Origin of the sequence: Chryseolinea soli, from assembly GCF_003589925.1 — a bacterium.
Classification (GTDB): Bacteria; Bacteroidota; Bacteroidia; order Cytophagales; family Cyclobacteriaceae; genus Chryseolinea; species Chryseolinea soli.
The window spans coordinates 6,400,122-6,426,841 of the sequence record NZ_CP032382.1 but is presented as its reverse complement, the minus strand read 5'-3'; the positions used below and the strand labels follow the sequence as shown (position 1 = coordinate 6,426,841).

Below are 26,720 nucleotides of genomic sequence, written 5' to 3'. Positions count from 1 at the left end.
AATATTACAATAATACATAACCATGTCAGCGACGCGAACCGCCACACTACTGTCTCCCTTACAAGGAACTGTCGAACAACTCACCCGGGAATTCGATCAGATTCCGCCGGAACGAAAACAGATTCTCAACCAACTGACGGCTTTTGTTCAAAACAAGATCGACGCAGGTCAGAAGGCATACCTCAACTTCATTTGTACACATAATTCAAGGAGAAGTCATCTTTCGCAAATATGGGCACAGACCGCTGCACATCGCTATGGTATACCCAACGTCGTTTGCTTTTCGGGTGGCACGGAAGCGACGGCCTTCAACCCCAGGGCCGTGAAGGCCATGCAGGATGCCGGATTTTCGATCGACAAATTTGACCACGGTGAGAACCCGGTTTACAACGTGCGCTTTTCCGCTGATGCTCCCGGCATTAGAGCCTTCTCAAAAAAATACGACGACCCCTTCAATCAAAGCAGCAACTTCGCGGCCGTGATGACCTGCTCACACGCCGACGAAAATTGTCCTGTGGTGCTAGGAGCCACAGCGAGAATCGCCCTGACCTACGACGACCCAAAAAACTTTGATGGAACGCCCCAGGAGGCGGCCAAGTATGCAGAAAGGGTCCATGAGATCGGCCGGGAGATATTATATGCATTCTCACAGATAAAAGTCTAACCCCGATGCCATGAGCAATAAAAAGCAACTTGGATTCCTGGACCGCTATCTGACCTTCTGGATTTTTCTGGCCATGGTGATCGGCATCGCCCTGGGCTACTTCCTGCCCATCGAGCAGCTCATGGCCCACTTTCAGGTGGGCACCACCAACGTGCTCATTGCCGGGGGACTCATCGTAATGATGTATCCACCACTGGCCAAGGTCCGGTACGAGCACCTGGACAAGGTGTTCAGCAACGTCAAGGTGATCAGCCTTTCCCTGTTGTTGAATTGGATCGTGGGGCCGTTACTGATGTTCACGCTCGCTGTCATCTTTCTGCGCGACAAACCGGAATATATGGTGGGCCTCATCCTCATCGGTCTCGCCCGTTGCATCGCCATGGTGCTGGTTTGGAACGATCTGGCCAAAGGCGATAAAGAGTATGCCGCAGGGTTGGTGGCACTCAATAGCATCTTTCAAGTGTTGTTCTATAGCGCATTTGCCTGGTTGTTCATCACGGTGCTGCCGCCTTATTTTGGGGTGGAAGGATCGGTAGTAAACGTGAGCATGCGCGACGTCGCAGAGAGCGTGTTGCTCTATCTGGGCGTGCCGTTCGTAGCCGGTTTTCTGACACGCTATAGCTTTAAAAAGATAAAGGGAGAGGCGTGGTATGTAGAACATGTAATCCCTAAGATCAGCCCATTGACGTTGATGGCCTTGCTCTTCACCATCGTCATCATGTTCAGCTTCAAAGGCAAGATGATCGTCGATATTCCATTGGACGTGGTCCGCATTGCCATACCGCTGATGATTTACTTTCTCATCATCTTCGTGTTGAGTTTTATTTTATCAAAACGATTGGGAGCCAGCTACGCGGAGAATGCCTCGGTGTCGTTCACGGCCACGGGCAACAATTTCGAACTCGCCATCGCCGTAGCCGTTGGTGTTTTTGGGATCAATTCGGGGCAGGCATTTGCCGGGGTCATCGGCCCCCTCATCGAAGTGCCGGCGTTGATCCTGCTGGTGAACCTGGCCTTCTGGTTCAGGAAAAGATTGTATAAAATAGCCGTTTGAGCATGGACAATACGTTTGACGTGGTGGTGATCGGCGGCGGGCAGAGTGGCCTGGCGATGGGGTATTATCTCCGGCGCACAGGCTTGTCTTATGTCATCCTCGATAACCAAAAACAGCCCGGTGGCGCATGGCCCCACACCTGGAGATCGTTGCGCTTGTTTTCACCTGCCCAGTGGAGCGCGTTGCCCGGCATGCTCCTGACCGGTGGCGGCAGTGAGTACCCGGCGCGAAATGCGGTGGTCGAGTATCTGGCGAACTATGAGTCAAAATACAACCTGCAGGTGAGGCGCCCGGTTTCGGTAACAGACGTTTCGAAGGAGGGTGAGGTATTCAAAATAGAAACTGCGCAAGGCACATACTTTGCAAAAACCGTGGTCAACGCAACGGGTTCTTTTTCTAACCCGTTTATCCCCAAAATAGAAGGACAGGATTTGTTCAAAGGACGGGTGTTGCATTCCGCCCAATATCGTTCGCCTGTGGAGTTTGCCAACGAGCGAGTGGCTGTAGTGGGTGAAGGGAATTCGGGTGCGCAAATTTTGGCAGAAGTGTCCCTCACTACCGAAACGCTGTGGATCACACAAAAAGAACCCAGGTTTCTGCCCGATCATATCGACGGTCGTTATCTTTTCGATGCGGCCACGCAGATGTATGAAGCGCAGAAAGCGGGAGTATCCTATAAAGCACCTTCGCTCGGCGACATCGTTATGGTCGATTCGGTGAAAGACGCCAAGATCAGAAACGTGCTCACCAGCCGGAGGCCCTTCGAAAGGTTCACGGAAAATTCAATCGTGTGGTCCGATGGACAAGAGGAGAAGATCGACGTGGTGATTTTTTGTACCGGCTTCAACCCGGCGCTCAAACACCTCTCATCGTTTCATATCGGTGCCGACGACAAAAGACCCGCCACCGAGGGAACAAGATCCAAAACCATAGAGGGCCTTTGGTTTGTGGGCTATGGAAACTGGACCGGTTTTGCGTCGGCCACATTGATCGGGGTAGGGCGTTCTGCAAAAACCACTGTCGAAGAAATCGTGCAATACATTTCCGGAATCGGTAAAGACAAATCCTATGAAAGCACCAGCAAGTATTCTCTGGACTGAAACCCAAGCGGCATTAAAAGCCTTTGTTCATCGTCGCGTAAGAGACAAAGCCGTAGCCGACGACATCCTGCAAGATGTTTTCGTAAAGATGTATACCCGCATGGATCAACTCCACGACTCCGAAAAGATCACGGCGTGGATGTACCAGATCACCCGAAACACGATAACCGACTATTTCCGGAGCCAAAACAAATCCGTCACCCTGCTCGACCTGGACTGGGAAAGCGACCACACCAATCTCAACGATTGCGTCTCGTCGTGTCTGAAAGAGATGCTGTTAACCCTTCCCGCCAAATACCGCCAGGCCATCGAGCTCACCGAACTGGAGGATCTCTCACAACTGCAATTAGCCGAAAGGCTCAACATTTCTTATTCCGGCGCCAAATCAAGAGTTCAGCGCGCACGGCAAATGTTAAAACGAAAAATGGACGAGCACTATACCATCAAGCTCGATGCCTATGGCAACGTGACGGTTTGTGAGAACCGCGGCCCATGCCATTGTTAAACCCTTGCAGCACTTCAAAAAAGGGCATCTGAATGCCTAAGGCATCAAGTTCAACAATCAAAAAAATAGGAGGGAGCCGCCGTTGTTGGTGTCCCACCAACAACACGCGGCGTGGGTTCACACGATCACATGGCGTTCGACCAAGCGTCTCACGCAAAGAACAACATCAAAAATGCATCGGTCAATTTTACGGATAACCCGCCCTACACTTGGCGATGGAACACCGACAAGGCGGGAAGAGCCAACAACGTGAGTGGACAAACGCGAAAGTGCGAAAGCCCCAGGGATTATAAATGAAAAGAGACTGCCGTTTCAGACAGTCTCTTTCGTTTTAGCAGCATCCGCCAATCAGACCACCGCAGCAGTCATCGCCACAGCAATCGCCGGGATCATGTTGATTTACCATACATTTATTTGTTTTAGTTTGACATGATGAGTGAACTCTCACTCGCCTTATGGACGACGTCACCCGGAAAAAGACGCAAATCTTTTTTACGACTTTTTTAAAACTTCTTTTGCGTCTTTTTAAAGCCCTCGCCGTCTCCCTATCAAAAACGAAAGCATGAAAACAGTTTATTCACTTCTCTTACTCGTTCTTCTACCGGCAATCGCCATCGCACAAAAAAGTAACTACCGCGAGTTGACACCCATTCGCGGTCATTACAAACAGTTGCTCCAATTCAATCCCAAAGCCCGATCGTCACAAGAACCCATCGACAAACAAAAATTCATAACCGATCAGGAGACGGTGGACAGAAGGATGAGCCTCACCCCGCAATACCTGACCAGCGTCAAGGTCGACGATTTCAAAATTCCGGATGCACCCGCCAACAGCTCCGAACAAACGCGGGCAGAGATCAACTACTTGCTGGCTCTTCAAAAGTACCGGACCGAAGAAGACATTCGCTCGAGTCTTTACATGGCCGATGTGTATTATAGCCATCGCATTCAACCGGGCGATTCTTCCTATGCCCGCTATCGCCGGAACCTCTTTCACATTGGCCGCTCCATCGGTTCGTGGTTCAATCCCGAAACCCTGCCGGTCACCGCCGATTTCATGGCCAAGGTATGGCGCGACGCCAGCTTTTTCATCTGGTCGCTCAAATTCAAATATGCCCGCATTCGCCCCTATGTTATCGACCACGACTTAAAAAACCTGCAAGACACCGACTGGGCAGCCTATCCCAGCGGTCATGCAGCGAACTCCTACATCAATGCCTATATCTACCAGGAGCTTGCTCCCGAATTCACCGACGTCTTCATCAAGGATGCCTACGACATGGCACACTCCCGCGAGATCCTGGGTGTTCATTATCCAAGCGATTCGGAAGCGTCAAGGATCTTTGCCCGGCAGTTTGTGAACATGTTGTTTCAGAACAAAGCCTTCCTGCAGGATTTTGAAAAAGTAAAACAAGAGTGGGCAGCAAAGGCAAAAGAAAATTTCAAAAAATGATCATGGCCATTCCCGGGGCGGCCAGAACGTCGCCCCGGTTTTCCTCAAGTATGGTAATAAGTTGGTATTTTTAGATGGATCGGATAGAAGGCGCGATCCTAGCATGGAAGAGGAAACCATTTTATTCGGTATACCGATACCGTCCACCAGTAAACTATTTTTAGCCATAGTGGTAGTGCACATCCTGTTTGGACTTCTTTGCGTTCTGGCCGGACTTGCCGCTATGCTCAGCGAGAAAGGCGGGAAAAGCCACACCCTTGCAGGCAAGACTTATTTTTGGTGCATGGTGTTTGCCTTTGTCACCATTGTAGTGCTCTCGGCAATGCGGTGGCCTCACAATATTCATTTGTTAACCATTGGCACCGTTGCGTTTGCATTGACCTTTGCTGGCCGGAGACTTGCCCAAAACCGTGCAAGCGGGTGGACCCGGCTGCATACCCTCTGTATGGGGCTATCGTATATTTTTCTTTTGACGGGCTTTTATGTTGACAATGGAAAGAATTTGCCTTTTTGGAGGCAATTCCCGCAGACTTTCTTTTGGGTTTTTCCTTCTATTGTAGGGGTACCGATTATAGTATATACCTTGTTAAGGCACCCTTTGAATAAGAAAAAGTAAAGTCACTTTTAGCGGTATGATACTTACCTTTGGACTCTAAATCATTTTAGGAATGGATCTCGTGGTAGAAAAAACCTCGCTAAAGAAGTATTACAAGATTGCCTTTGCCCTGGGTGTATTTACGATCGTCTATAATGTATTAGAGGGATTACTTTCAACGCATTTTGGCTATGAGGATGAAAGCCTTGCCTTGTTTGGCTTTGGGGCAGATAGTTTTATCGAGGTAGTTTCAGGATTGGGCATTGTGCACATGATCCTGCGCATTCAACAGAAACCCGATAGCAACCGTGATGATTTTGAACGGACGGCGCTCCGCATTACGGGGTCTGCTTTCTTTGCTTTGGTATTGGGACTCGCCTCAACGGGAATATTTAATTTATGGACCGGACATAAGCCCGAGTCCACTTTTTGGGGAGTCGTCATTTCACTCCTTTCTATTTTGGTGATGGGTTTTCTTATTTATGGAAAAATCAGAGTAGGGCGACAGCTTAATTCTAAGGCCATACTGGCCGACGCGGAATGCACCAAAGTGTGTATTTATATGTCGATCGTTCTGTTGGCATCCAGTGGAATTTATGAGCTTACTAAATTTGCTTATGCTGATATCATCGGAACATTCGGCCTTGCCTATCTTTCTTTCAAAGAAGGGCGCGAATGTTTTGAGAAGGCCAGAACGGATAAGAACTGTTCATGCGATCATTGCTGAATTTTTGCGAACCAGATCCGGATTGTCTTCCGGATTAACCAACGCGTTTGCCGGCTAAGGTCGTTTCAAGAGGCCCATTATAGCTACCTCCAGGCCGCCTTACTCGAACCTACTCCGAACACCATTCGAAGAACATTGCAAGGGGATCCGAACAACATTCGAACACCATTCGAAGGGGATTATAACAACGATACGGAGGAAGCAATAAATTCCTGGAATGGCCATTGCCGTAGCCGTCGACGGTGTGGGATCAAACGGACAGCGGTAGGGTGGCGGGCAAAGTGGCTTGATAAGGAAGTTTAGAGGAACATTTTAGATACAAGTCACATTTGCCTATATTCGTTCGTCTATTACGTTTGGCTTGTTATGAAAAAGTTGTCGTTTGGCCTGATCGTTGGGTTGGGTTGCTTGTTTTCCTGCGATTCTGAACCGGAAAAGGAATATTTTAAAGAGGTTCCCCCGCCGACACTTAACGGCGTGACCATCGCACTTACCGGAAATGAGGGGGATACCATACTTGTCTTGGCCTCACAAAAGTTCTCCGTAACCAAATATATCGGGAATCGTAAGCCGTTGGGCGCGAATCTGAAACTGGATGGGAAACCTATTCCCCTGTACAACGACGGAACGTTTAATATCGATACGTATGACTATCCCGACGGTTATTACGTCCTGGACCTTGTCATTGCTACCACCTCCGGTAGCGGTAGCCTATCCGATAAACTTGAGGGAGAAGTACAAACCTTCCAGCGGAAGTGGGTAGTGCACATCGATACGTCAGCCCCACCCGCCATCAGTTTTGTTGAGATCAAACCCGTGAACGGCCTGCTGGAAATGCGTTGGGAGCAATATCCAAAATCGGATTTCGGGCGGTACGGTGTTACCAAATATTGCTACAATGTCCAATACCAATGGTATCAGGTCTGCTGGACAAAAAAACTGAGTCGCCGCGAAATGACTACGTTGCGCGACAGCACCTTTATGACGGGAAAGGTGAAATATGCCATATGGGTTGAACAGACCGTCACCGGCAAATCGGGGTCGCCCACGCAAAAGGAGTACGAATTATTATATGATCCCGCACTGAAGGCGGAGTGGGTCAACAGCACGGATGTAAAACTCACCTGGAGAAAAGCTCCGTTGTCGGGGAACTTCGACTCCTATTCTGTAGCGCTGGGAAATTCAGCAGACGCCAACGCCGAGATCAAAACCGTAAGCGATACGGTGTTCGTCTATAAACCTAAAACGCTCTTCGGAGGGCAGGCATCCTTGTCGATGGCGGTTCATCCCGCCAGACCATTGGACATGGGTGCGAAAGAGCCGGTAGCGGCAACCACCTTTGTGAAAGGCAATCCATTTCCGAAGTTCGTGTGGTCGCACCTGGAATACAATGCTGTACTGAATAAATACTTTGGTGCTCAAAAAAACGGGACGGGTGTGGACTTTGTCCGCCTGGACGCCACCTATCATATCGAGCAGGTCTTTCATATGACCTCTTCATATGAATTTGCCCTGTCGGAAAATGGCAAGTATCTCTATGTTTCCAACTATGACATAGACGGCTTCTCCAGGTTGGATCCGCTCACCTTTGAAGTGTTGGGAGATTATAAGTTCCGTGATATCGACACTCCGCCGTCCGGAGCATTTCTGGGACGGGCAATGACCGTGTCTAACAACAACCGGCTGACGCTAAAAAACACCTACGGATGTTATGTTATGAACATGGATGATTTTTCGAAGATCGAATCTTTTTCTCCCGATTACTACAGCGACATTATCATTTCTCCTGAGGGAGATAAAATGTTTTACGGTGGCAAGCTCTACACTTGGAACGGGACTCACTTTGTGCCTACCGGATATTCCAATAATAGCTACCCTTTTCAATTCCTGGGAAATGATAGATTTCTGTTTCGTCGCACGGGGGCCGTCGATGTCATCAACCTGGTATCACTCGTCACGGAGCGATCATTCGCTGTCAATGCGGATTATTTTCGTTATGACCCTCAAAGCGAACTGCTGACGTTTGGCGCGGTGCAGTCGACCGCTGACGTGCTTTATCTCTACCGCTTGGATCAGGATGCTCCGGTAAGTGTTATTCCGATTGCCGACATCAATAGAGGCAACGATGAAATCGTAATGCCCCTGAACAATGCCCTGATCTCATCAAAAGGATTCGTTTTGCCCCTTTCCGATTATTATCGCCCCTGACAACTTTATCCTGGTGGATATGATTAAGCTATTGCATTTGTTTCTCATCGTGGTGTGCTTCACGCTCGACCTGAAGGCCCAAAACTTCGCCGCCGGTTTCAGTGTTGGATATGCAGGCTTTGCCCTGCGCGACGTGAAAGATTCTCAGGCCCGTGTGGTCCAGGATCTGAAGTACGGCAGTCCTTACCTGGATGCGCAGATCACACAGTCCTTTCCGTCGTATATAAACTATAGCGCCAACTTTCTTTGGACCCCGGACAAGTTTTATGTAGGCGTCGTATTCGGACATACGTCAACGTCGGGCAGAATATCGTATGGCGACTATTCAGGAGCACTCACGCTCGATCAGCTAATACGCATGAACTATGCCGGCGTGCAGGGCGCCGTCAGGCTGCACACCATTGGCAAAACGGATATTTTTTTTGGCGTGCAGACAACGACCTGGTATAATACCTTAAAATATAATTATAAACTGGACCTCGTGGACTACCATGAAGAAGATTCGGAAACCTATCACTGCCTGAATCTCGCCATACAACCTTATATAGAGGTGCAGGAAAGCGTGGGAAGGTTTTTCTTAAAATTGAATGCCGGTTATGAAAAGCACATTCTCGGAGCGTTCGGACACCCACGCGACGAGTTTCCCATGGACGCTTCCAGCTATCGCGTTAACGCCGGGGTTGGGTATAAATTTTCGTTGTGAAACCGTGGGACTGTTGAGACCAAATGAACAGGCGTGACAGTTTTAAAAACGATAGCGTATCGTCAAGCCCTGATACGATGTGCTTGCGTTAAAATTCAAAGACAGCGCCTTTAATTTCTCCGAATACTTTTTGTGCTGATGCACCCCCACGATCCACAAGGGAATGCCCGCGCCCAAGCTCACGGCCCCGACCACATACATGACTAAGCCGTTTTCAAATCTTTGATCGTCCCATAAATTGTCGGCCATGGTAACCAGTCCGGATACAAACAACCCGGTTCCTACGACCGTCAAGATCGTGCCGATGGTTCGCATGTCGCGGTAGTTCCGGATCTTTACGACGTATTCCGTGCTGTCGTTCTTGTATTGGGCATGGGATGAGACCGTGACGAGCACCGTCAGGAGGAGCGCGATGGGAAGTTTCATGGTGTTGGGGGTTATGAGGACGAATATCCCAATTTACAGTGTCTTCGATCGCTACAAACCATTCAAAGAATAACACGATTTGTGCAACGGTGATGTGCGCGTTCGATGAATCAGAATAGGGGTCTGTTTCTGTAGCAACTGGACGGTAAGTAGCCTGCGTTCGATTAATGTTGATCAGTTCTATAGCAGGTTATAACTGTAGACTTATGTTCTGAATTAGGTTTACAATGAATCGTAAAACTTATTTTAGGATGCTACAATCTAACGGGACAAGGTGCCCAGTTTTCAAGCCCGTAGGGCTTTCCCATCATAACCCCCAGTGAAACTGGGGGTGGTGAAAGCTTGTATTTCAACCCTGTAAGGGTTACCCGCGGCGTAGGCATACTTTTGAAGTGTGAAGCACCGAGAAAGACTCCTCGAAGAGGGTAACCCCTACGGGGTTGATAGCAGCCAGTTGCTAACCCCGGGTTGAAACCCGGGGTTATGATGGGTATGCCCTACGGGCATCCGTGGGACGAAATGATAAAGTAACTGTCCATGGAAATTATAAACAGTTTTTTTGTGATGCTTAGAAACACGTTGACTTGGTCTATGATTTTGCTTTTGAGCATGGGATGCTCAAAGGATATTCAGATGGCGAACACACCGAACGATGTGTTGCCGGAGAATCGTTCAAGAACATGTTTCGAGGGATTGCGTGTCGGGGACCTGATCCCCAAAGATGAAAAGAAGCGCGACGCCGTTCGCTTTGACTATTCTCCGGCGGCCATGGATAGTGTGGGGTGTGATGGGATCTACTATTATGCGACTTTTTCCAAGCCTGTTCGCCACGTACTTCATAGGGATCATAGTGATGGTCAATATGCGAAGTACTATATGGTGGTCGTTCTCGATGGGAAGGTGTATCCGCTGGCAACAAAGAGTGAGAAATACAGGAGACAATTTCTTGACCGGAAGAAGGCTGTTTTGACAACGAAGTTCGGGGATAGATTAATAACAAACCTAACGCCTTCTATTTTGAGTGGTTATCGGCGAATCGAGTAAATGGCTGGCAAGATCGCTTGCTGGTGTTCGCTGAGTTCGTCGGCGCTGAAATTGCCGCCGACGTCAAGGTCGGCGCTGTCCTACGTCCGCAGGCGCACAAGAATGCCCGCCAACGGCCTCGGGGGCTTCTAAAAGAGCCTATATTGCAATACCAAGCCCGGTTTTTAAATTGGCTTGAATTTAGCCTTGGTCCCGGCGACTATGATTAAGAACTACCTCACCATTGCCTTGCGCACGCTCCAACGAAACGGAGCCTATTCCTTTATCAACATTGCCGGCCTGGCCGTTGGCATAGCCGCGTCCATCCTGATCCTGCTGTGGGTGCAGGACGAACTCACATTCAACCACTACTTTTCCAACTACCGGGATCTCTATCATATAAAACAAAACACGACCACCGACAACGGCGTAGTCACCCGTCAATACACGCCGCTGCCGCTGCGCGAACCGTTGGCCCAGGATACCCGCATCAAGCGCTCGGTCCTCACCGTGGGGCAACATGCGTTGCTGACGGTGGGCGACAAGAAGCTCAATAAGGGAGGCCTCGATGCCGGTGAAGCCTTCCTGGAAATGTTTCAATTCCAATTGCTGCAAGGTGATGCTGCCACCGCCCTTCGCGAGCCCCATTCCATCGTGCTGACCCAATCGACCGCCACCGCTTTGTTCGGTGACGAAGATCCGATGGGTAAGATCGTGCTGGTCAAGATCGCCAACAACGAACCCATGAAAGTGACGGCCATCGTGGCCGATCCACCCGAGAACATCTCCTTCTCCTTCGACTACCTGTTGCCCTTCGCGTATTTCGAAGCCACGGCCGACTGGATCAAGTATGCCCGCGACAATTGGAACAACAACGCTTTCGATACCTACGTAGAGCTCCAACCCGGAGCCGACAGGGCCGGTGTAGACCGCTTCCTGCACGACGTCATAAGCAAGCACCAACCCGAGGGACGAGAGGCTTCCTTGTTCCTTCACCCGATGAGTCACTGGCGTCTCTACAACAACTTTGAAAATGGAAAAGAAAGCGGCGGCCTCATCGACTATGTGATGTTGTTTTCTGGCATTGCCGTTTTTATCCTCGTGATCGCCTGTATCAATTTTATGAACCTGGCCACGGCCCGCTCCGAACACCGGGCACGCGAAGTCGGCATCCGGAAGAGCGTGGGCTCCAGCCGAAACCAACTCGTGGTGCAATTCATTGGCGAGTCGCTGCTCATCTCCGCACTGGCGTTCTTCTTTTCCATCGTGCTGGTAGAATTAGTGCGCCCGTTTTACAATGGCCTGATCGATAAGCACCTGGTCATCGACTACACCTCGCCGCAGATCTGGCTGTTTGGTCTTACGCTCATTCTCTTCACGGGTTTGCTGGCCGGCAGCTATCCGGCGTTCTACTTGTCGTCGTTCCGCCCGGCACAGATCCTGAAGGGAAAAGTGCAAACCGGCAGGGCAGGCCGCACGCCGCGCAAAGTGATGGTGACGCTGCAATTTGGCTTTTCCATTTTGTTGATGGTGGGCACCGTCGTGATCTATAAACAAGTCGAATTCTTGAAGCGTCGCGAGGTGGGCTATGACCGCGAGAACCTGATGCTGATCTGGTCTTCGAACGATATCGAAAAGAATTACGCCTCCCTGAAGCAGGAGCTTGTCAACACGGGCGCTGCCGTGTCGGTGACCAAGTCCAACAGCCCGATCACGAATATTTTTGCCTCCAGTCCGATAGAAAAATGGACGGGAATGCGACCCGATCAGCGTGTGGAAGCCACCAACATCGCCACCCAATACGACTACACCAAGACGATGGGCATCCGCATGCTCGAGGGACGTGATTTCTCCGAAGACTTCAAAAGCGACACCACCGCCATCATCCTGAACAAAGCCGCCGTCCTCGCCATGGACCTGAAAGACCCCATCGGCGACCGGATCCAGATGTGGGGCCAAACCTGGACCATCGTCGGTGTGATGGACGACGTGCTGATGGGCTCCGGCTCGCGCAACATCGACCCCCTGGTGATGACGATGGACCCGACCTGGTCGAGCACCATCACCGTACGGATACCCAAAAGCGCTGACCTGGAAGCAGCCGTCAACCACGTGGGCAACGTCTTTAAAAAATATAGCCCCGAGTATCCATTCGAATATCGCTTCGCCGATGACGAGTTTCAACGGAAGTTCTCCAGCATCAACATGATCGGACGGCTGACCAGCGCCTTTGCCTTGCTGGCCATGTTCATCACCGGGCTGGGATTGTTCGGCATGGCCGCCTTCACGGCCGAGCAACGCACCAAAGAGATCGGCATCCGCAAGGTGCTGGGCGCGAGCGTAGCCGGATTGGTGTTGCTCTTGACAAAAGATTTTTCGCGTATGGTCATCATAGCCTTTATTTTTTCGGCACCCTTGGCCGGCTGGGCAGCACAGCAGTTTCTGCAACAATACCAGGTAAGAATAGACCTGCCGTTGTGGGTATTCCCCATATCAGGATTGATGTTGCTGGGCGTGACGGCCATCATTGTGAGCACCCAAGCGATCCGCGCATCCCTGCGCAACCCGGTGAAGGCGTTGAGAAGCGAATAGTTTTCCGGAGACACGCGTTGAAAAAATAGTGGTCTTTGCATGGAGATGCGTTGACTTTGCATGATCTTTCCGGTCGGTTAAATTCAACGTGCCATGGTATTGCTATCCTCCAGATCAACCTGGATCTCCCTTTTTCTGACGATCATTATTTTTCCCTGCTGGAGTCAAGTCCGCACGGTTTCCTTTCGCGATACCAACATTGCCTACGAAGGACGGATCGCCTATAAAGACGAGGCCGCCGAGCTCATGTGGTCCGGCACATCGGCCACCGTCTGGTTCAAGGGCACCACGTTATCGGCCGTTTTGAAAGATGTCGACACGGCCAACTATTACAATGCGATCATCGACGACACCACGATCGTGAAAATAAACCCGGACACCACCAGGCGAAGCTATGTGCTGGCGTCGGGCTTGAGCGAAGGGAAACACAAGGTTCAGCTTTTCAAGCGCACGGAATGGGACAAGGGCAAGACCTTGTTCTTCGGCTTTGAATTGGAGGAAGGTGCCACCGTGCTGCCGCCTCAACCTAAACCAAAACGAAAGATCGAGTTCTACGGCAACTCCATCACCTGTGGCTATGGCGTGGAAGACACGCGGGGCAAAGATTCCCGCGACGGTTATTTCGAGAACAACTACATCACGTATGCAGCGCTCACGGCGCGGCACTTCAACGCGCAATATTCCTGCATCGGCAAAAGCGGCATCGGTGTCATGGTCAGCTGGTTTCCCCTCATCATGCCCGAGATGTACGACCGCCTCGATCCAACCGACTCGTTGTCCAAGTGGGACTTCTCTCAATACACGCCCGATATCGTCGTCATCGATTTATTTCAAAACGATTCCTGGATCATCAACCTTCCTGAAAATGCACAGTTCCGCGCACGCTTCGGAACGAAGGCTCCCGATGAAAAATTTATCGTGGCAGCCTATAAAGATTTCGTATCTGCGATTCGTAAAAAATATCCGCGCGCCCAAATCATATGCTCGCTCGGTAACATGGACGCCACGCGGGAAGGATCTCCCTGGCCGGGCTATGTTCAAAAAGCCATCACGGAAATCCGTGATAAAAAAATTCGTACGTGTTTCTTTCCTTACAAAAATACCGCAGGCCACCCACGGGAAGCCGAGCAAAAAGCAATGGCCGATAGCCTTATTGCCTTCATTGAACAACATTTGAAGTGGTAAATGATATTTACACCGGCTTCATCTTGATAAGCTTCGCGTAATAAAGGAGATCAAAGGATTCCAGTCGCAAAAAGAACATTCCAACCTAATCCCCGAAAACTGTGTCTTTACAAAAGCCGCAGTTGGGGGTGAGCAGGGTAAGGTGTCAACGGCGAATTGAATTCACATCTAATCTCTTATAACGATGAAAATCGCGACGCGCATGCTAATGGTTGCCCTGATCCTCGCGTCAGGGTGCTACCCGGAGTCGCCCTTTGCACCCGACTTTCCCGTGGGAGAAGTCGAGGGATACAAACCCATTTATGCTACGGATGACCAGGTGCCTCTCGCGTTTGGTGCCGCGCGGCCGTTGGTTCGCCCGGGAAAGATCTATGTGGTGTCGACGTATCTGCTCATCAACGAAAAATATCAGGGCATTCACGTTTTCGACAATAGCGACCCCGCACATCCCAAGGCGTTGGGATTTCTGCAACTCGCGGGCAACACCGAGATGGCCATCCGCAACAACGTGCTCTACGCCGACCACATGACTGACCTGGTGGCCCTCGACGTCTCCGACTGGAGCAACATCCGCGAGCTAAGCCGGCTAAAGCAAGAGCACTGGTCGCAAAGAATTCCCCCGCGCGAAGGAAGATACTTCGAATGTCCCGACGACACACGCGGCATGGTGATCGGGTGGGAGATGACCACATTGAACAACCCTAAATGTTTCCGCTAATGAGAACGCGCATCCTCTTCATCCTTTGCATCGTGATGGCGGGCCTCGCCGCATTTTCCTGCCAGGATTCGGATGGAACAACGACCGACGGTCTCAGCGGCAAGGGCGGATCGACGGCACGCTTCGCCGTTACAGCAACACACCTTTTTGCCGTGGAAGACGACGCCCTGAAGGTCTACCAGATCATGGGCAACGGTGCCCTGGAAAAAATAAATGCGATCCAACTCAACCCCGGCGTGGAAACCATCTTCACCCGCGATCACTGGCTCTACCTGGGAACAGTAGACGCGATGATCACCTACGACATTGCGACACCCGCAAACCCGTTGTTTGTGTCATCCTATTCACATGTCGTCTCCTGCGACCCGGTGGTGGTCCAGGATACACTGGCGTTTGTTACGTTGCGCACTTTCAGCTGTCGTCCTTCCAACACCAACCAATTGGAGATCATCAACATCAAAAACCCCCAGCAACCGGTTAGGTTAAGCAGCTACGGCCTCAATTCGCCCTACGGTTTGGGCGTGGACGGTGACTTGTTATTTGTCTGCGAAGGCGAGTCGGGTCTCACGGTGCTCAATGTTAAAGACCCGATGAACATCCACTTGATCAAACGCTATGACGAAGACGATGCGTATGATGTGATCCCCCACGACGGCACATTGATCCTCACCGGAAAAGACGGCGTGGCGCAGTATGACTACACCGACCCCGACGCTATAAAAAAGTTAAGCCTGATACCGGTAGCCCCATGAAAAAAAGCATCTGGATCTTTTGCCTGATGGGTATGGTTTTGTGCCAGACCCTTCCCGGCGTGGCGCAGCAAAGCTCCCGCATCGAGCAACCTAAACTGGCGGTAAAATGGAGCCCGCTCCACCTGATCTATTTCTATCCGTCGTTCCAGGTCGCATTGGAACACAAACTCACGCAGCACATCAACCTGCAATACGACCTGGGGTGGATCTTGAATTATCCCGCGTCTGGCACCGAAGAATTCAGCAACAAGTCCGGTTATCGTGGCATAGCCGAGCTACGCTATTACTTGCCGTCGCCGCCGAAAATACCTTTTTATCTTGCGGGCGAATACTACTACAGCCGGGTAACCTTCGATCGCTCGGAGGTGATTGGCTACGATTGTGTATCAGGCAATTGCGATTATTTTCAATACGCCACCTATAAAGTCGTGCATCACAACCAGGGGGCTGGGATGAAGTTTGGATTGTTACTTTTTCCAGGATGGAACAAGAACCGGTCGTTCTTTTTCGACATCAATGTCGGCATGGCTTACCGCAGCATCCTGTACACCGACATCGGCAAACCCATTGCCCCGGGTAGCGAGTCGTTTGACAACCACTCCGACGACATCTTTGCGCCCACGGAACGTGATCATGGAGAATTCCGGTTGGTCGTAGGCGTCCGCCTGGGGTATCGGATCTTTTGATCATCGCTCACCCCAATCTTCGATCGCTCACCCCAAATCCGAGGTGGCAGCATCCAAAAAAAATTAAGACACACTTTAAAATCCCGGGATGTCGTTATTTTTCACCAGGAATTAAAAAGTATCTTTGGTTTGTAACACTTGATTATGGATGCTCTGTCACTGGAGGCTTCGGCCCGTTCGGAATCAAAAGCTGTTCCGCCTTATCTTTATGTAACCGTGCTCTCATCGCTCAGCATTATGGTGGGCTTGATCTGGGACATCTCGTGGCACCTCAGCATTGGGAGGGATGGTTTGTTTTCCGCGCCGCACCTGGCCATCTATCTCGGCGGCGTAACGGCCGGACTGTTCTCGGGCTACCGGGTGTTGCGGCTCACCTTTGCCGGCAATGCCGTGGAGCGGGCTGGAAGCGTAAAATTCTGGGGCATTTTTTATGGCTCGCTGGGCAACCTGTTTTGCATCTGGGGCGCGCTGGCCATGTTAACCTCCGCACCCTTTGACGATTGGTGGCACAATACCTATGGCCTCGATGTCACCATCCTCTCACCACCACACACCGTTTTGCTTTTAGGCATGATCACGATACAGCTAGGCGCCATCGTTAGCGTAGTGGCCTACCAAAACCTGGGTGGGGCAACCATGACGCCCGACACGCAGACCCGGTTTACGTGGCTCTTTGGCTTTTCTTCCGGATTTATGGTAGCGATGTTATACACCATGGCATCCGAATACCTGAGCCGTCACGATATGCACGGTGTGCTCTTTTATGAAGTCGCATCGCTCATCTTCCCGCTCTTCCTCGTGGCCTTTTCCGTGGCCTCGCATTCGCGGTGGGGTGCCACCCAGGCGGCAACCGTGTATTCGGTGTTAATGCTTGTGATGTTGTGGATACTCCCCTTGTTCCCCGCCACACCCCGGCTTGGACCGGTGCTGAATCCCATCACCACGTTTCAGCCGTTTGATTTTCCGTTGCTGCTCGTGTTTCCGGCCTTGGCCATCGATCTCATTATACACCGGCCATCCTTAGCCAACTCTTGGTTAAGGTCGGTCGTCTGCAGTCTGGCATTTCTTGTTTTGTTGCTCGCCGTGCAGTGGCCTTTCGCCAACGTGCTCATGGCCTCCAAAGGACATTGGTTCTTCGGCACGTCAAAATGGTATTTTGGCTCTGATGCCAACTGGGAATTCCGCTACGCCTTTGGCCCGTGGATGATCTCGTCGGGACTCGACCTGGTGAAAGGACTGGCCATCGCCCTGGTTTTGGGTATGCTCACGTCGCGCGTAGGGTTGGCGTGGGGCTCGTGGCTAAAACGCATTGTGCGATGAGGGCCCGCCGCAAGCGGAAATTGCTCCGCATCTTTATCGGAACCTGTCTGGGACTTTGCATCTCCTTCGGCGGATGGGCGCACGTGGGTAGCCCTGGCGTTAGTTTTGAAGGCAGCGCCGGAAGTTATTCGCTGATGGCCCTGATCAACCCGCCCGAGGTGATCCCCGGAACGGCCACTGTCGACATCTTTACGCATGCCACCGGCGTGGCGTCCGTGTGGGCAAAACCGGTCTACTGGTTTGCCGGCGCAAAAGGCACACCCCAGGCCGACGAAATGAAGCCCGTCCCCGGAGAGCCCGGCCACTACCGCGGCATCATCTGGCTGATAGACGTCGGCACATCCGGCATCGAAGTGGAAGTGAGAGGCAGCGCTGAGACGGGCCGGGTGATCATTCCCGTGATGGCCGTATCGACGACACAAAAAGTGATGGACGCTAAACTGGGCTGGTCGCTATTGGGCCTCGCGATCCTTTTGGTCGTGCTCATGGTCACCATCATCAGCGCGAGCGTGAGCGATGGATTGGTGAAGCCCGGACTCGACCAGGCCAAGGCCATCCAGCGGAAGCGCATCATCGGCGCGGTGTCCGCTTCGGTGTTGTTATTGTTGGTGCTTTGGGGAGGAAGATCGTGGTGGAACAGTTGGGCCGATTCCTATCAGCGCTTCATGTTCAAACCTTTCCGGGCCACAACGTCCATCGTTCCCGAAGGAAATGGAAGACAGCTGGTTTTTGCGGTCGATACCACAAAGCTTTCAAACCTGACGTTCACCCGGAACATCAGCTACATCATTCCCGATCACGGGAAGTTGATGCACCTCTTCCTCGTCCGCGCCAACACACTGGATGCGTTCGCACACCTGCACCCAAAACGAAAAGACTCCGTCACGTTCGTGACCCCCATGCCTCCACTGCCGGCAGGAAAATACTTTGTCTTTGCAGACGTAACCCGTCTCAGCGGCTTTTCCGAAACCATTCCCGACACGTTGACTATACCCGGGCAATATACCGCCAACGTCATGATGTCCTCCGACACCAGCGCGTCCGATCAGGATGATACCTATTTTTTCACAAACCCCATCGCCGCTACAAAACCAACGACACAGCTACCGGCCGATGTGATCATCTGCGGAACACCCGGCGTGCGCACGCCGTTGCCCGACGGTGCAACCGTGACCTGGGAACACAATCCATCCGAACCCTTGGTGTCACAAAATTTATATTCGCTCAAATTCAACGTGCAGGACGAAGCCGGCAAGCCCGCCGTACTTCAGCCTTACCTGGGCATGATGGGGCATGCCGTAGTCATGAAGGACGACGGAAGTGTGTACATACACCTGCACCCAGTGGGCAGTTATTCTATGGCTTCCCAACAAACCATGCTGAACCGCTTTGCCACGAACGAAGGCCCCGTGGATGTTAAGAAATTGCCACGATCGAGGGTCTTTATGGATAGCGTGAACCACGAGTTGGCACGGCTTGAGAAAATGACGGAAGCCGAACGCAACATTTATTATGGAGGAAACATGGACCACGCCATGCGCGACCCGGAACACACGATGGTCTCTTTTCCCTATGCCTTTCCTTCGCCGGGCCGTTATCGCATTTGGATACAACTGAAAAGAAACGACCGGATTGTGAACGCAGCGTTTGATGCGGAAGTAGAGTAGGAGGGAGAGAAGGGGAAGTGATCCTGTCGACGTTTCTCCACACTTCGCGTCCTTGCCAAAGTTCGGAACTGTGGAATTTTTTCCCGCTGTGCAGGAGATCAAACAAATCGGCGATCGACCCTTTGCAACATTGGGCGTGAGTCCCATACATTTCCCTGATTCTTTGTATTTGTTATGACGGATGTGCATCTCCGGCACAATATTTCCTTCAGAAGAATGCAAAACGCAAAGCGCATGGATTCTTTCGAGGAAATACTTTCAAGGGAGTACGGTAAGAATTCCGTTCAGACCTATCTCATCGCTGCCGGGATCATTGTTTTAGGGTTGCTCCTCATCCGCATCTTCAAGCGGGTCATCATGACGAAAGTGGAGAAAATGGTGGCGAAGAGCCCATCCCAAACCGACGACCAGATCGTGGCCGGCATCGAGAAATTTGTGCTGCCGATTCTTAGCTTCCTGGTCATTTACTGGGGCATCAACAGCCTGGAGCTGTCCGTGAAAGCGAGCCGTGTGGTGGAGGTGGCGACGGGGGTGGTCATCATGGTTTTTGTACTGCGCTTTATATCCACCACCATCAAGATCATTCTCATCAACCATATCCGAAAGCAGGAGCAGGGCGAGACGAAAGTGTTGCAGGTGGGAGGGCTGATGATCATCATCAACCTCGTGGTGTGGATCCTGGGTGGCGTATTCCTTATCCAAAATCTCGGCTATGACGTTTCTACTATTCTCACCGGCGTGGGCATTGGGGGCATCGCCGTGGCACTGGCTGCGCAAAACATCATCGGCGACCTGTTCAATTATTTTGTGATCTTTTTCGACAAACCTTTCGAAGTGGGCGACGCCATCAACGTGGACGACAAGAACGGTACCATCGAATACATCGGCGTGAAGACCACACGCTTGCGCAGCCTCACGGGCGAACAGATCGTCATCTCCAACAGCGACCTCACCAAATCGCGCGTACACAACTACAAGCGCCAGGAAAACCGCCGCGTGCAATTCAACATCACGGTGGTATACGACACCACCACCGACCAGCTCGAAAAGATCCCCGCCCTCATCAAGTCGATCATCGAAAGCGCCCGGGACGTTCGTTTTGACCGCGCGCACCTGGCACGGCTCACCGACTACGGCGTTGTGTTCGAAGTAGTTTACTTTGTCACGGTGGCCGACTACCTTCGCTACATGGACATCCAGCAATACATCAACCTAAAGCTGCTCCAAACCTTCGAACAACAAGACATCCACTTCCTCATCCGCGAAGACTGGCAAGCCGCCAAACAAAGACAAGAAGCCCCCCATGCTATCGACAAATAAAAGTCGAAACGCATTGGAATTCCTTGCGCTAATTTGCTTGCCCGCCGAAGCTTCAGCGAAGGAGGGCCCGCCCAAGCTTTGGCGTAGGGGGTCTTTGCGGTTAAACCTTTTCCTCGTACGTTAGCAAAAAAAAGCAAATGGTCGCCACCGTCATCTACGTCCAGGTAAAACGCGAGTTCCGCCAGCCTTTCATCGAAGCCACACGCCAAAATCACGAACGATCCATCCAGGAACCCGGCAACCTCCGCTTCGATATCCTGCAAGATCTGCAGGACCCAAACAAATTTGTCTTCTACGAAGCCTATGCCACCGAGCAAGCGGCCGCCGCCCACAAAGAAACTCCCCACTACCAGAAATGGCGCGACACCGTAGCCGACTGGATGGCCAAACCACGCGAAGGCGTGAAACACAACATGCTCTATCCCGCCTCCGTATAAGTTTGACGCTATGAAAGCCTTTGGATTAGCCGCCACACCCCAGGTATATTTTGGCGCCGGCCTGATCTCGGTTGCCCCGACAGTGCTGGAGACCTATGGAAAGAAAATCGTGTTGGTGACCGGGGCGCATTCTTTTCTGTCGTCCACGCCAGGCCAGACCCTGCTGGAGCAATTGCATCAAAAACACTTCAGCGTCGAGATCTATAAAATCCCCGGTGAACCCACGCCGGCCGTGATCGATACGGCGGTGACAAAATTCTCTGCCTACGAACCCGATGCGGTCCTGGCCATTGGCGGCGGCAGTGTGCTGGATGCCGGTAAGGCCATAGCGGCCATGCTGGTTTTGGGTGAGCCCGTCGTTCAGTACTTGGAAGGCGTCGGAACCAAATCCCATCCGGGCACCACGCTCCCCTTCGTGGCGGTGCCCACCACGGCAGGAACAGGAAGCGAAGCAACCAAGAACGCCGTGTTGTCGGAGACAGGAGCGCAAGGCTTTAAGAAATCACTGCGCCACAACAACTTCGTACCCAAGACCGCCATACTCGACCCGACCCTTACACTGCACTGCCCGCCCGCCATCACGGCCGCCAGCGGCATGGACGCTTTCACACAACTCCTGGAGTCCTATCTCTCCACCGCTGCCAACCCCGTCACCGATGCGCTTGCACTGGAGGGGTTAAAACGCATCGCCGTTGCCTTACCCAAAGCCTTCCGCGAAGGCACAGACGTTGAAGACCGCGCCGACATGATGCTGGCCGCCTATCTCTCCGGCATCACGCTGGCCAATGCAGGCCTCGGCCTCGTACACGGCTTCGCCTCCGCCGTAGGCGGATACTTCAACATCCCCCACGGCGTGATCTGCAGCGCCCTCATGACCGCCGCCAACCGCGTAACGGTTCGAAAACTCCGCGCCACACAAGCCAACGAACAAGCTCTAACAAAATACGCCACCGTCGGCAAATTATTCTCCGCCCTTCCCGGAAAGACAAGCGACTACTACACCGACTTCCTCCTCGACCTCATCGCCACCTGGAGCACCCAAATGACCATCCCAACCCTATCCCAAAACGGCATCACTCCCCAGGACTTCCCCAAGATCCTATCCGCCTCCGACAACAAAAACAACCCCATCGCCCTAACCCCCGAAGAAATGACCGAGGTCCTGCAAAACAGCTAGGCCATTGATTGAGACCGAAATTGAATTTGAGATTGAAACTTGGAACCGATCGCTCTAAGGCGACATCCCGAACAAGATTTCTCCAATGTAAATCCCATAACAGTGATCACGACCATGATCAATATAGCGCCCCCTCCAGATAACCCGATCCCCCAAGCCCAACGGGCTTCCCGAACAATGGCCCCCGGTGAAACTGGGGGTAGAAAGTCACAGCGACAGCCAACCCCAACGGGGTTTCCCAAAGCCACCCACTTTAAACTTTGATGAAACTTCCTCCTTTCGATGCCGTATATATGAAAGTACTTTCATAATTTTACAAAACTACTTTCCTAATTCCCATGCCCGACAAGATCACCCAACTCGGCTACCTCGCCTGCGCCACCCGCTTCCGCAGGATCAGCGAAAAACTCCACATCGACGGCGATAAGATCTATAGCGACAACCACGTGGACTTCAAAGCCAGCTGGTTCTCCGTCTATTATATTCTAGCCACCGCCGAAGCCCCCCGCACCGTGCTCGAGATCGCTGCCGAAATCGGCGTCTCCCACATCACCGTAAAAAACATCGTGCGTGAGCTGGAAGAACAAGCCCTCGTCAAAATAAAATCGCATCCCACCGACAAACGCTCCAAGCAAATCCAGCTCTCCACGAAAGGAAAAAACCTGCTCCCCAAGCTGGAAAAAATATGGGGATCGTTTGGTGCGACGTTGAAACATCTCCTGGACGCCGGCCACCCCGATTTCCCCAACATTCTCGGCCGCATCGAAGCGGGGCTGTCAACCCACCCCATCCACGAAAGACTAAAGCACCTGCATACACTCCCCGATATTCGTGTGGTAGACTACAAACCCTCTCTCAAAAAATATTTCTATGAACTCGCAGCGCCCTGGCTGCTGGAAGTGCTAAAAGGAAAATTGGAGGAAGAGGACAAGATCACGCTGCAACATCCGGACAAGGCCTACCTCGATGCGGGCGGTTTTGTCTTTTATGCCTTGCACAACAAAAAAGTCGCGGGTGTGGTCGCGCTAAAGCGGCTCGATGAAAACACGTTTGAATTTGCAAAACTTTTTGTAGACCGCACGATCCGCAAGGCCGGCATTGCCACCCGGCTCATCGAACGATGCATCTCGCGATGCAAAGAAAACTATGCCACTCAACTGTGGCTGCAAACCACGATGGCCATGCCGGAAGCCCATGCGTTATATTACAAACTCGGCTTCACAGACCGCCCAGCGCCGAAACAAATGAGCGTGCTGAAGCGCACCGAGAAAATCATGGTGTTGGATCTGTGAGCCCTTCGTCGCGACTACAGTTCTTCCCGTGGAGCAAGCTTTCTATCTTCGAGCTCCTCCTGCATTTTTTTTGACTTGGCATCCTTCGGCCGGTTTGAATTTTTATTCTGCTTTCCGTGACGCGATGGATCCATCACTTGCGGTGGCGTGGGCGTGTGTACGTTGTGCGCCGGTTGGTTTTTTTGTGAAGTTTTCATGATCGTAAATGCTTGGTACGCTTAGTACACCGTAAAATTCATGCCGTTAGATACGCCCACGGATTAAGAGCGTCCCCGAAGCCGATGTCGACAACCTCCCGCGGCATTATGCCTCAATGGGGTAAAATTTCCTCAGTGAAAATCACATTCGAAAAATGTTGCGCTCACGCGATCGTGAGCTCTGCGACGATTTTGCGATACATTTCAAACGCCAGCTTCGGTGAGTAGTCGTCGCGCAGAATACCGAACTGATAGAAAAGGTCCTGCACATTACTGTCGGCATCGCGAAGGGCAAAGAGCTCGTAGTGCGTGATGTGAAAAGTTTCCCGATGACGGTGTACGATACGAATGATTTTTTCCAGCTGTGCCGCCTGCCGTTGTTCCGTGCGATCATGGTGGGTTGGCCAGCCGTTTTCGGTGATATGCAAAGGAATGGTACTGCGAATGCCAGCCTGCCCGATGTCCGCCCTGAACATGGCGATGAGTCCCGTGATGGGGCCTTCCAGATCTTCGCCGGCGATAGGTCTGAATACATCGGGGAAAAAGTCCAAGCCAACATAGTCGAGGGCGTCATAGAATGCGGGAGTAGCCAGCGAAGCGATCTCGAGCCAGAATTTTTTTTCGGGGTTGAAGTCGGGCGTGGCGTTGAAACCGACGATCGTTTGCAGTCCCAGGGTTTGTATTTCTTCTTTGGCGGCGACGATGCCTTCGACTAAGGCTTTGCGTGAATGTTTGTAAAAACCGTCCAGCGAAGGGAGGTTGGCGTTGGCCTCTTCGGTGACTTGGAGTTTAGCCAGTCGTGCACCATACTTTCGAATCGTGTCGCGGATAAAGGCCTTCCAAGTGGACATGTCTTCCTCATCACTTTGAAAGCAGAGTACAAGATCCAGCAACCGGTTTTCTTTGGCGTATTGACTGGGTTGAACTGGGGTGGGATGGACGGCCGCTCGCCCTGATTTGTAGGGAATATAAGCGCGAACGAGAAAGGAGGGAACATCACCTTGCAGGATGCGCAAAGCGTTTTCAATGGCCTGGGCCGAATCGGCCGGGCCCGTGGTGAGGCCCTTGTCAGTCCCGCTCATGCCCCCTGGATAGATTCCGAAAGTGAACGAATGGCTGGGAGTGCGTTTCATAAATAAATTATATTTTGGTTATAAAATTCATTAAAGTATTTCTGAAATGTAATAAATAATACCAAAATGATATTTTGTTTAGTAAATTATACCCAAAATATAATAGATGAAGCCGCTGATCGAACTCGTTTCCGAATGGTCCAAATTTGAAGAGCATCATCCAAATCCAACGCTGGAGGCCTTTGCAAGCTATTTGGCTGCCCGGACGAAAGCGCGTGATGGTGGAAAAAAAGAGAAAGACAAGCCCGGTCAGTTGGCGCGCATCATTGGCCGGCTCTCCAGCGCCTATGCACTTTATCACCGCGCCGCGATGGCAGACTTGCAGCTGCCCACGCCCGATAGTTTCTACTATCTCAACAGCTTGAACCAATTGGGCGAAGTGAAAAAGATGGCATTGATCCAATATCACTTTGCAGAAACCACCACGGGCATGCTGGCCATCAACACCCTCATCGCCGAAGGCTTTATAAAAGAACGGGCCGATCCCGACGACGGCCGCGCCAAGCTGGTGAAACTCACCGAAAAGGGAACGCGCAAACTGCAGTCATGCATTCGCAAGGCCGCCAAAGTAAACGACATGATCTTCAGTGGACTCCCCGACGACACGATCGACTTGTGTTGTCAGCTCTTGTCGCCCCAGGAGAAAAAGCATTCCCAGCTGGCGGTGCAATTGAAAAACGAACCGTTTGACGCGATGTATACCGCCATCATGAATGAGACAAACCGGTCTTGAGATAGAAAGACGAGACGACGTCTAACATAGGTCGGGCAACAGCTGATAAGGAGACTATGCCTTGGAATAAAATTCGCACGCCCGGTCCAAAAAAATCGCCTGGTGCGGATTGATCATCTCCTTTGCCTTTTCGTAGGACATCCATTCGGCGCGGTCCACCTCGGGAACGTCTTTGTGTTTTCCCGATCGCGGCGGCCATTCCAGGGAGAACGTATTGGAAACAATGCCGCTGGACGGATCCCAATCGCCGGTGAACAACCACACATGCATGATCTTGCCGCTTTTCAAATTTGTAGATTTCAAAGAATGAAACGGCGGAGTCGGCGTGATGCCCGTCTCTTCAAAAAATTCGCGTTGCGCGGCGACGAGCAGGTCTTCGGTTTGGTCGGGCATGCCTTTGGGAATGCTCCAGGCACCTTCGTTTTTGCGTGCAAAGAAAGGTCCGCCCGGGTGTACAAGAAAAAATTCAAGTGCACTCGAAGCGTTCCGGCACATCAGCATTCCGGCAGTGATCAGAGACATGACGACTTATTTTACAGCAAGTTGAATAAATTCCCAACCATAAAAAAGAGGACGGCCTTACAGCGCGTCCTCTTTACATGAAAACGGGACAAGAGATTATTTCAGACCGTACAGTTCCACGTGGGCCTTGTCGGCTTGACTATTCGGCAAGGTCTTGTAGGTGAAGACCACTTTTTTGATCTCCTGGTTGGGACTCTTCAGGTCGATCACGCGTGTTTCGGAGTTGGGTTTCATCTCGTTCTTCACGTCGAAATTCTCCTTATCGCCCGACTCATAGATGACCTCTACATTGGCGATGTTGATGGGCGCGTCGGTCACTTTAAGGAGAATGGATTTGAATTTGTCTTTGCCCATCACCGCGATGGATTCGTTTTCCATTTTAAAGTCGGCTTTCACTTCCCCGATCTTGTGCCATCCGGGCTTGTTGCTAAACATGATGGCGGGTTCTTGTGCCAGAGCCGCCATAAAGGCGACGCAAAGCAGGCACAATAGAATTGATACCTTTTTCATAAGTTGTTTTGAGTTAGTTCT

At 51.6% G+C, this 26,720-nt stretch carries 27 protein-coding genes; 22 read left to right on the top strand and 5 right to left on the bottom strand.

Going from position 1 to position 26,720, the window contains the following annotated elements:
• Positions 1-22 precede the first annotated feature (22 nt).
• The 9 genes from D4L85_RS26840 (at position 23) to D4L85_RS26795 (ending at position 9,009) form a co-directional block, all read left to right on the top strand.
• Positions 23-664, top strand: coding sequence for a low molecular weight phosphatase family protein (locus D4L85_RS26840; protein ID WP_119757200.1), 642 nt, complete (start codon positions 23-25; stop codon positions 662-664).
• A 10-nt stretch (positions 665-674) separates the two neighbouring features.
• Complete coding sequence (arsB, locus tag D4L85_RS26835; RefSeq protein WP_119757199.1) at positions 675-1,718, top strand: ACR3 family arsenite efflux transporter; 1,044 nt, start codon at positions 675-677, stop codon at positions 1,716-1,718.
• A gap of 2 nt (positions 1,719-1,720) precedes the next feature.
• Positions 1,721-2,818 carry an ArsO family NAD(P)H-dependent flavin-containing monooxygenase gene (locus D4L85_RS26830; RefSeq protein ID WP_119757198.1) on the top strand — a complete coding sequence of 366 codons (1,098 nt, stop codon included), beginning with the start codon at positions 1,721-1,723 and terminating at the stop codon, positions 2,816-2,818.
• Entirely contained in the window at positions 2,787-3,323 is a 537-nt protein-coding gene (gene sigZ, locus D4L85_RS26825; RefSeq protein WP_119757197.1) for an RNA polymerase sigma factor SigZ, read from the top strand. Before D4L85_RS26830 ends, sigZ begins: the two co-directional genes overlap by 32 nt.
• Positions 3,324-3,885: 562 nt before the next feature.
• Positions 3,886-4,776, top strand: a complete 891-nt coding sequence (locus D4L85_RS26815; RefSeq protein ID WP_119757195.1) for a phosphatase PAP2 family protein — start codon at positions 3,886-3,888, stop codon at positions 4,774-4,776.
• Positions 4,777-4,879: 103 nt separating this feature from the next.
• A complete protein-coding gene (locus D4L85_RS26810) occupies positions 4,880-5,392 on the top strand; it encodes a DUF2306 domain-containing protein (RefSeq protein WP_119757194.1) in 513 nt (170 codons plus the stop codon).
• A gap of 52 nt (positions 5,393-5,444) precedes the next feature.
• Complete coding sequence (locus tag D4L85_RS26805) at positions 5,445-6,098, top strand: cation efflux transmembrane domain-containing protein (protein ID WP_119757193.1); 654 nt, start codon at positions 5,445-5,447, stop codon at positions 6,096-6,098.
• A gap of 366 nt (positions 6,099-6,464) precedes the next feature.
• On the top strand, positions 6,465-8,306 hold the full coding sequence (locus D4L85_RS26800) for a hypothetical protein (protein WP_119757192.1): 1,842 nt from the start codon (positions 6,465-6,467) through the stop codon (positions 8,304-8,306).
• A 19-nt stretch (positions 8,307-8,325) separates the two neighbouring features.
• Positions 8,326-9,009, top strand: a complete 684-nt coding sequence (locus D4L85_RS26795) for a hypothetical protein (protein ID WP_119757191.1) — start codon at positions 8,326-8,328, stop codon at positions 9,007-9,009.
• A 42-nt stretch (positions 9,010-9,051) separates the two neighbouring features.
• Here the strand turns inward: D4L85_RS26795 and D4L85_RS26790 are convergent, their stop codons facing one another.
• Positions 9,052-9,435 (bottom strand): hypothetical protein, encoded by a 384-nt coding sequence (locus D4L85_RS26790; protein ID WP_119757190.1) that lies wholly within the window; start codon positions 9,433-9,435, stop codon positions 9,052-9,054.
• Positions 9,436-9,972: 537 nt separating this feature from the next.
• On the opposite strand from D4L85_RS26790, the gene D4L85_RS26785 reads away from it, so the two are divergent.
• From D4L85_RS26785 to D4L85_RS26725, 12 genes are all read left to right on the top strand, one after another.
• Positions 9,973-10,479: a hypothetical protein gene (locus D4L85_RS26785; protein WP_160144022.1), complete on the top strand. Its 507-nt coding sequence runs from the start codon at positions 9,973-9,975 to the stop codon at positions 10,477-10,479.
• Between the two features lie 201 nt (positions 10,480-10,680).
• Positions 10,681-13,050 (top strand): ABC transporter permease, encoded by a 2,370-nt coding sequence (locus tag D4L85_RS26775; RefSeq protein ID WP_119757187.1) that lies wholly within the window; start codon positions 10,681-10,683, stop codon positions 13,048-13,050.
• 93 nt (positions 13,051-13,143) lie between these two features.
• On the top strand, positions 13,144-14,235 hold the full coding sequence (locus tag D4L85_RS26770; RefSeq protein WP_119757186.1) for an SGNH/GDSL hydrolase family protein: 1,092 nt from the start codon (positions 13,144-13,146) through the stop codon (positions 14,233-14,235).
• A gap of 202 nt (positions 14,236-14,437) precedes the next feature.
• Positions 14,438-14,953 (top strand): LVIVD repeat-containing protein, encoded by a 516-nt coding sequence (locus tag D4L85_RS26765; RefSeq protein ID WP_160144021.1) that lies wholly within the window; start codon positions 14,438-14,440, stop codon positions 14,951-14,953.
• Positions 14,953-15,705: an LVIVD repeat-containing protein gene (locus tag D4L85_RS26760; RefSeq protein WP_119757184.1), complete on the top strand. Its 753-nt coding sequence runs from the start codon at positions 14,953-14,955 to the stop codon at positions 15,703-15,705. Before D4L85_RS26765 ends, D4L85_RS26760 begins: the two co-directional genes overlap by 1 nt.
• Positions 15,702-16,391, top strand: a complete 690-nt coding sequence (locus D4L85_RS26755) for a hypothetical protein (protein ID WP_119757183.1) — start codon at positions 15,702-15,704, stop codon at positions 16,389-16,391. The genes D4L85_RS26760 and D4L85_RS26755 overlap by 4 nt, the downstream gene beginning before the upstream one ends.
• A gap of 144 nt (positions 16,392-16,535) precedes the next feature.
• Positions 16,536-17,711: a hypothetical protein gene (locus tag D4L85_RS26750; protein ID WP_119757182.1), complete on the top strand. Its 1,176-nt coding sequence runs from the start codon at positions 16,536-16,538 to the stop codon at positions 17,709-17,711.
• Entirely contained in the window at positions 17,708-19,378 is a 1,671-nt protein-coding gene (locus tag D4L85_RS26745; RefSeq protein WP_119757181.1) for a hypothetical protein, read from the top strand. Before D4L85_RS26750 ends, D4L85_RS26745 begins: the two co-directional genes overlap by 4 nt.
• Before the next feature lie 234 nt (positions 19,379-19,612).
• On the top strand, positions 19,613-20,698 hold the full coding sequence (locus D4L85_RS26740) for a mechanosensitive ion channel family protein (RefSeq protein ID WP_160144020.1): 1,086 nt from the start codon (positions 19,613-19,615) through the stop codon (positions 20,696-20,698).
• A gap of 137 nt (positions 20,699-20,835) precedes the next feature.
• The gene (locus D4L85_RS26735) at positions 20,836-21,135 is read left to right on the top strand and encodes an antibiotic biosynthesis monooxygenase (RefSeq protein WP_119757179.1); all 300 of its coding nucleotides are present in this window, start codon (positions 20,836-20,838) and stop codon (positions 21,133-21,135) included.
• A 10-nt stretch (positions 21,136-21,145) separates the two neighbouring features.
• Positions 21,146-22,312: an iron-containing alcohol dehydrogenase gene (locus D4L85_RS26730; protein ID WP_119757178.1), complete on the top strand. Its 1,167-nt coding sequence runs from the start codon at positions 21,146-21,148 to the stop codon at positions 22,310-22,312.
• A gap of 338 nt (positions 22,313-22,650) precedes the next feature.
• Complete coding sequence (locus D4L85_RS26725; RefSeq protein WP_119757177.1) at positions 22,651-23,604, top strand: bifunctional helix-turn-helix transcriptional regulator/GNAT family N-acetyltransferase; 954 nt, start codon at positions 22,651-22,653, stop codon at positions 23,602-23,604.
• A gap of 14 nt (positions 23,605-23,618) precedes the next feature.
• Here D4L85_RS26725 and D4L85_RS26720 read toward each other — a convergent pair whose 3' ends face one another.
• Together D4L85_RS26720 and D4L85_RS26715 are read right to left on the bottom strand one after the other, a co-directional pair.
• Positions 23,619-23,801, bottom strand: coding sequence for a hypothetical protein (locus D4L85_RS26720; RefSeq protein WP_119757176.1), 183 nt, complete (start codon positions 23,799-23,801; stop codon positions 23,619-23,621).
• Positions 23,802-23,965: 164 nt separating this feature from the next.
• Positions 23,966-24,934, bottom strand: a complete 969-nt coding sequence (locus D4L85_RS26715) for a hypothetical protein (protein ID WP_119757175.1) — start codon at positions 24,932-24,934, stop codon at positions 23,966-23,968.
• Between the two features lie 106 nt (positions 24,935-25,040).
• On the opposite strand from D4L85_RS26715, the gene D4L85_RS26710 reads away from it, so the two are divergent.
• Positions 25,041-25,667 (top strand): MarR family winged helix-turn-helix transcriptional regulator, encoded by a 627-nt coding sequence (locus D4L85_RS26710; RefSeq protein ID WP_119757174.1) that lies wholly within the window; start codon positions 25,041-25,043, stop codon positions 25,665-25,667.
• Positions 25,668-25,721: 54 nt separating this feature from the next.
• Here D4L85_RS26710 and D4L85_RS26705 read toward each other — a convergent pair whose 3' ends face one another.
• Together D4L85_RS26705 and D4L85_RS26700 are read right to left on the bottom strand one after the other, a co-directional pair.
• Positions 25,722-26,189 carry an NUDIX hydrolase gene (locus D4L85_RS26705; RefSeq protein ID WP_119757173.1) on the bottom strand — a complete coding sequence of 156 codons (468 nt, stop codon included), beginning with the start codon at positions 26,187-26,189 and terminating at the stop codon, positions 25,722-25,724.
• Between the two features lie 96 nt (positions 26,190-26,285).
• Complete coding sequence (locus D4L85_RS26700; protein WP_160144019.1) at positions 26,286-26,699, bottom strand: hypothetical protein; 414 nt, start codon at positions 26,697-26,699, stop codon at positions 26,286-26,288.
• Positions 26,700-26,720: the final 21 nt, after the last annotated feature.

What these genes read in the sequence shown, in the direction of transcription:
- D4L85_RS26785 (WP_160144022.1), top strand. Translation starts at nt 9,973, where the DNA reads ATGGAAATTATAAACAGTTTTTTTGTGATGCTTAGAAACACGTTGACT.
- sigZ (WP_119757197.1), top strand. Translation starts at nt 2,787, where the DNA reads ATGAAAGCACCAGCAAGTATTCTCTGGACTGAAACCCAAGCGGCATTA.
- D4L85_RS26795 (WP_119757191.1), top strand. Translation starts at nt 8,326, where the DNA reads ATGATTAAGCTATTGCATTTGTTTCTCATCGTGGTGTGCTTCACGCTC.
- D4L85_RS26765 (WP_160144021.1), top strand. Translation starts at nt 14,438, where the DNA reads ATGCTAATGGTTGCCCTGATCCTCGCGTCAGGGTGCTACCCGGAGTCG.
- D4L85_RS26805 (WP_119757193.1), top strand. Translation starts at nt 5,445, where the DNA reads ATGGATCTCGTGGTAGAAAAAACCTCGCTAAAGAAGTATTACAAGATT.
- D4L85_RS26750 (WP_119757182.1), top strand. Translation starts at nt 16,536, where the DNA reads ATGGATGCTCTGTCACTGGAGGCTTCGGCCCGTTCGGAATCAAAAGCT.
- D4L85_RS26710 (WP_119757174.1), top strand. Translation starts at nt 25,041, where the DNA reads ATGAAGCCGCTGATCGAACTCGTTTCCGAATGGTCCAAATTTGAAGAG.
- D4L85_RS26740 (WP_160144020.1), top strand. Translation starts at nt 19,613, where the DNA reads ATGGATTCTTTCGAGGAAATACTTTCAAGGGAGTACGGTAAGAATTCC.
- D4L85_RS26730 (WP_119757178.1), top strand. Translation starts at nt 21,146, where the DNA reads ATGAAAGCCTTTGGATTAGCCGCCACACCCCAGGTATATTTTGGCGCC.
- D4L85_RS26770 (WP_119757186.1), top strand. Translation starts at nt 13,144, where the DNA reads ATGGTATTGCTATCCTCCAGATCAACCTGGATCTCCCTTTTTCTGACG.
- D4L85_RS26775 (WP_119757187.1), top strand. Translation starts at nt 10,681, where the DNA reads ATGATTAAGAACTACCTCACCATTGCCTTGCGCACGCTCCAACGAAAC.
- D4L85_RS26760 (WP_119757184.1), top strand. Translation starts at nt 14,953, where the DNA reads ATGAGAACGCGCATCCTCTTCATCCTTTGCATCGTGATGGCGGGCCTC.
- D4L85_RS26800 (WP_119757192.1), top strand. Translation starts at nt 6,465, where the DNA reads ATGAAAAAGTTGTCGTTTGGCCTGATCGTTGGGTTGGGTTGCTTGTTT.
- D4L85_RS26735 (WP_119757179.1), top strand. Translation starts at nt 20,836, where the DNA reads ATGGTCGCCACCGTCATCTACGTCCAGGTAAAACGCGAGTTCCGCCAG.
- D4L85_RS26755 (WP_119757183.1), top strand. Translation starts at nt 15,702, where the DNA reads ATGAAAAAAAGCATCTGGATCTTTTGCCTGATGGGTATGGTTTTGTGC.
- arsB (WP_119757199.1), top strand. Translation starts at nt 675, where the DNA reads ATGAGCAATAAAAAGCAACTTGGATTCCTGGACCGCTATCTGACCTTC.
- D4L85_RS26810 (WP_119757194.1), top strand. Translation starts at nt 4,880, where the DNA reads ATGGAAGAGGAAACCATTTTATTCGGTATACCGATACCGTCCACCAGT.
- D4L85_RS26725 (WP_119757177.1), top strand. Translation starts at nt 22,651, where the DNA reads ATGCCCGACAAGATCACCCAACTCGGCTACCTCGCCTGCGCCACCCGC.
- D4L85_RS26720 (WP_119757176.1), bottom strand. Translation starts at nt 23,801, where the DNA reads ATGAAAACTTCACAAAAAAACCAACCGGCGCACAACGTACACACGCCC.
- D4L85_RS26790 (WP_119757190.1), bottom strand. Translation starts at nt 9,435, where the DNA reads ATGAAACTTCCCATCGCGCTCCTCCTGACGGTGCTCGTCACGGTCTCA.
- D4L85_RS26705 (WP_119757173.1), bottom strand. Translation starts at nt 26,189, where the DNA reads ATGTCTCTGATCACTGCCGGAATGCTGATGTGCCGGAACGCTTCGAGT.
- D4L85_RS26830 (WP_119757198.1), top strand. Translation starts at nt 1,721, where the DNA reads ATGGACAATACGTTTGACGTGGTGGTGATCGGCGGCGGGCAGAGTGGC.
- D4L85_RS26715 (WP_119757175.1), bottom strand. Translation starts at nt 24,934, where the DNA reads ATGAAACGCACTCCCAGCCATTCGTTCACTTTCGGAATCTATCCAGGG.
- D4L85_RS26840 (WP_119757200.1), top strand. Translation starts at nt 23, where the DNA reads ATGTCAGCGACGCGAACCGCCACACTACTGTCTCCCTTACAAGGAACT.
- D4L85_RS26700 (WP_160144019.1), bottom strand. Translation starts at nt 26,699, where the DNA reads ATGAAAAAGGTATCAATTCTATTGTGCCTGCTTTGCGTCGCCTTTATG.
- D4L85_RS26815 (WP_119757195.1), top strand. Translation starts at nt 3,886, where the DNA reads ATGAAAACAGTTTATTCACTTCTCTTACTCGTTCTTCTACCGGCAATC.
- D4L85_RS26745 (WP_119757181.1), top strand. Translation starts at nt 17,708, where the DNA reads ATGAGGGCCCGCCGCAAGCGGAAATTGCTCCGCATCTTTATCGGAACC.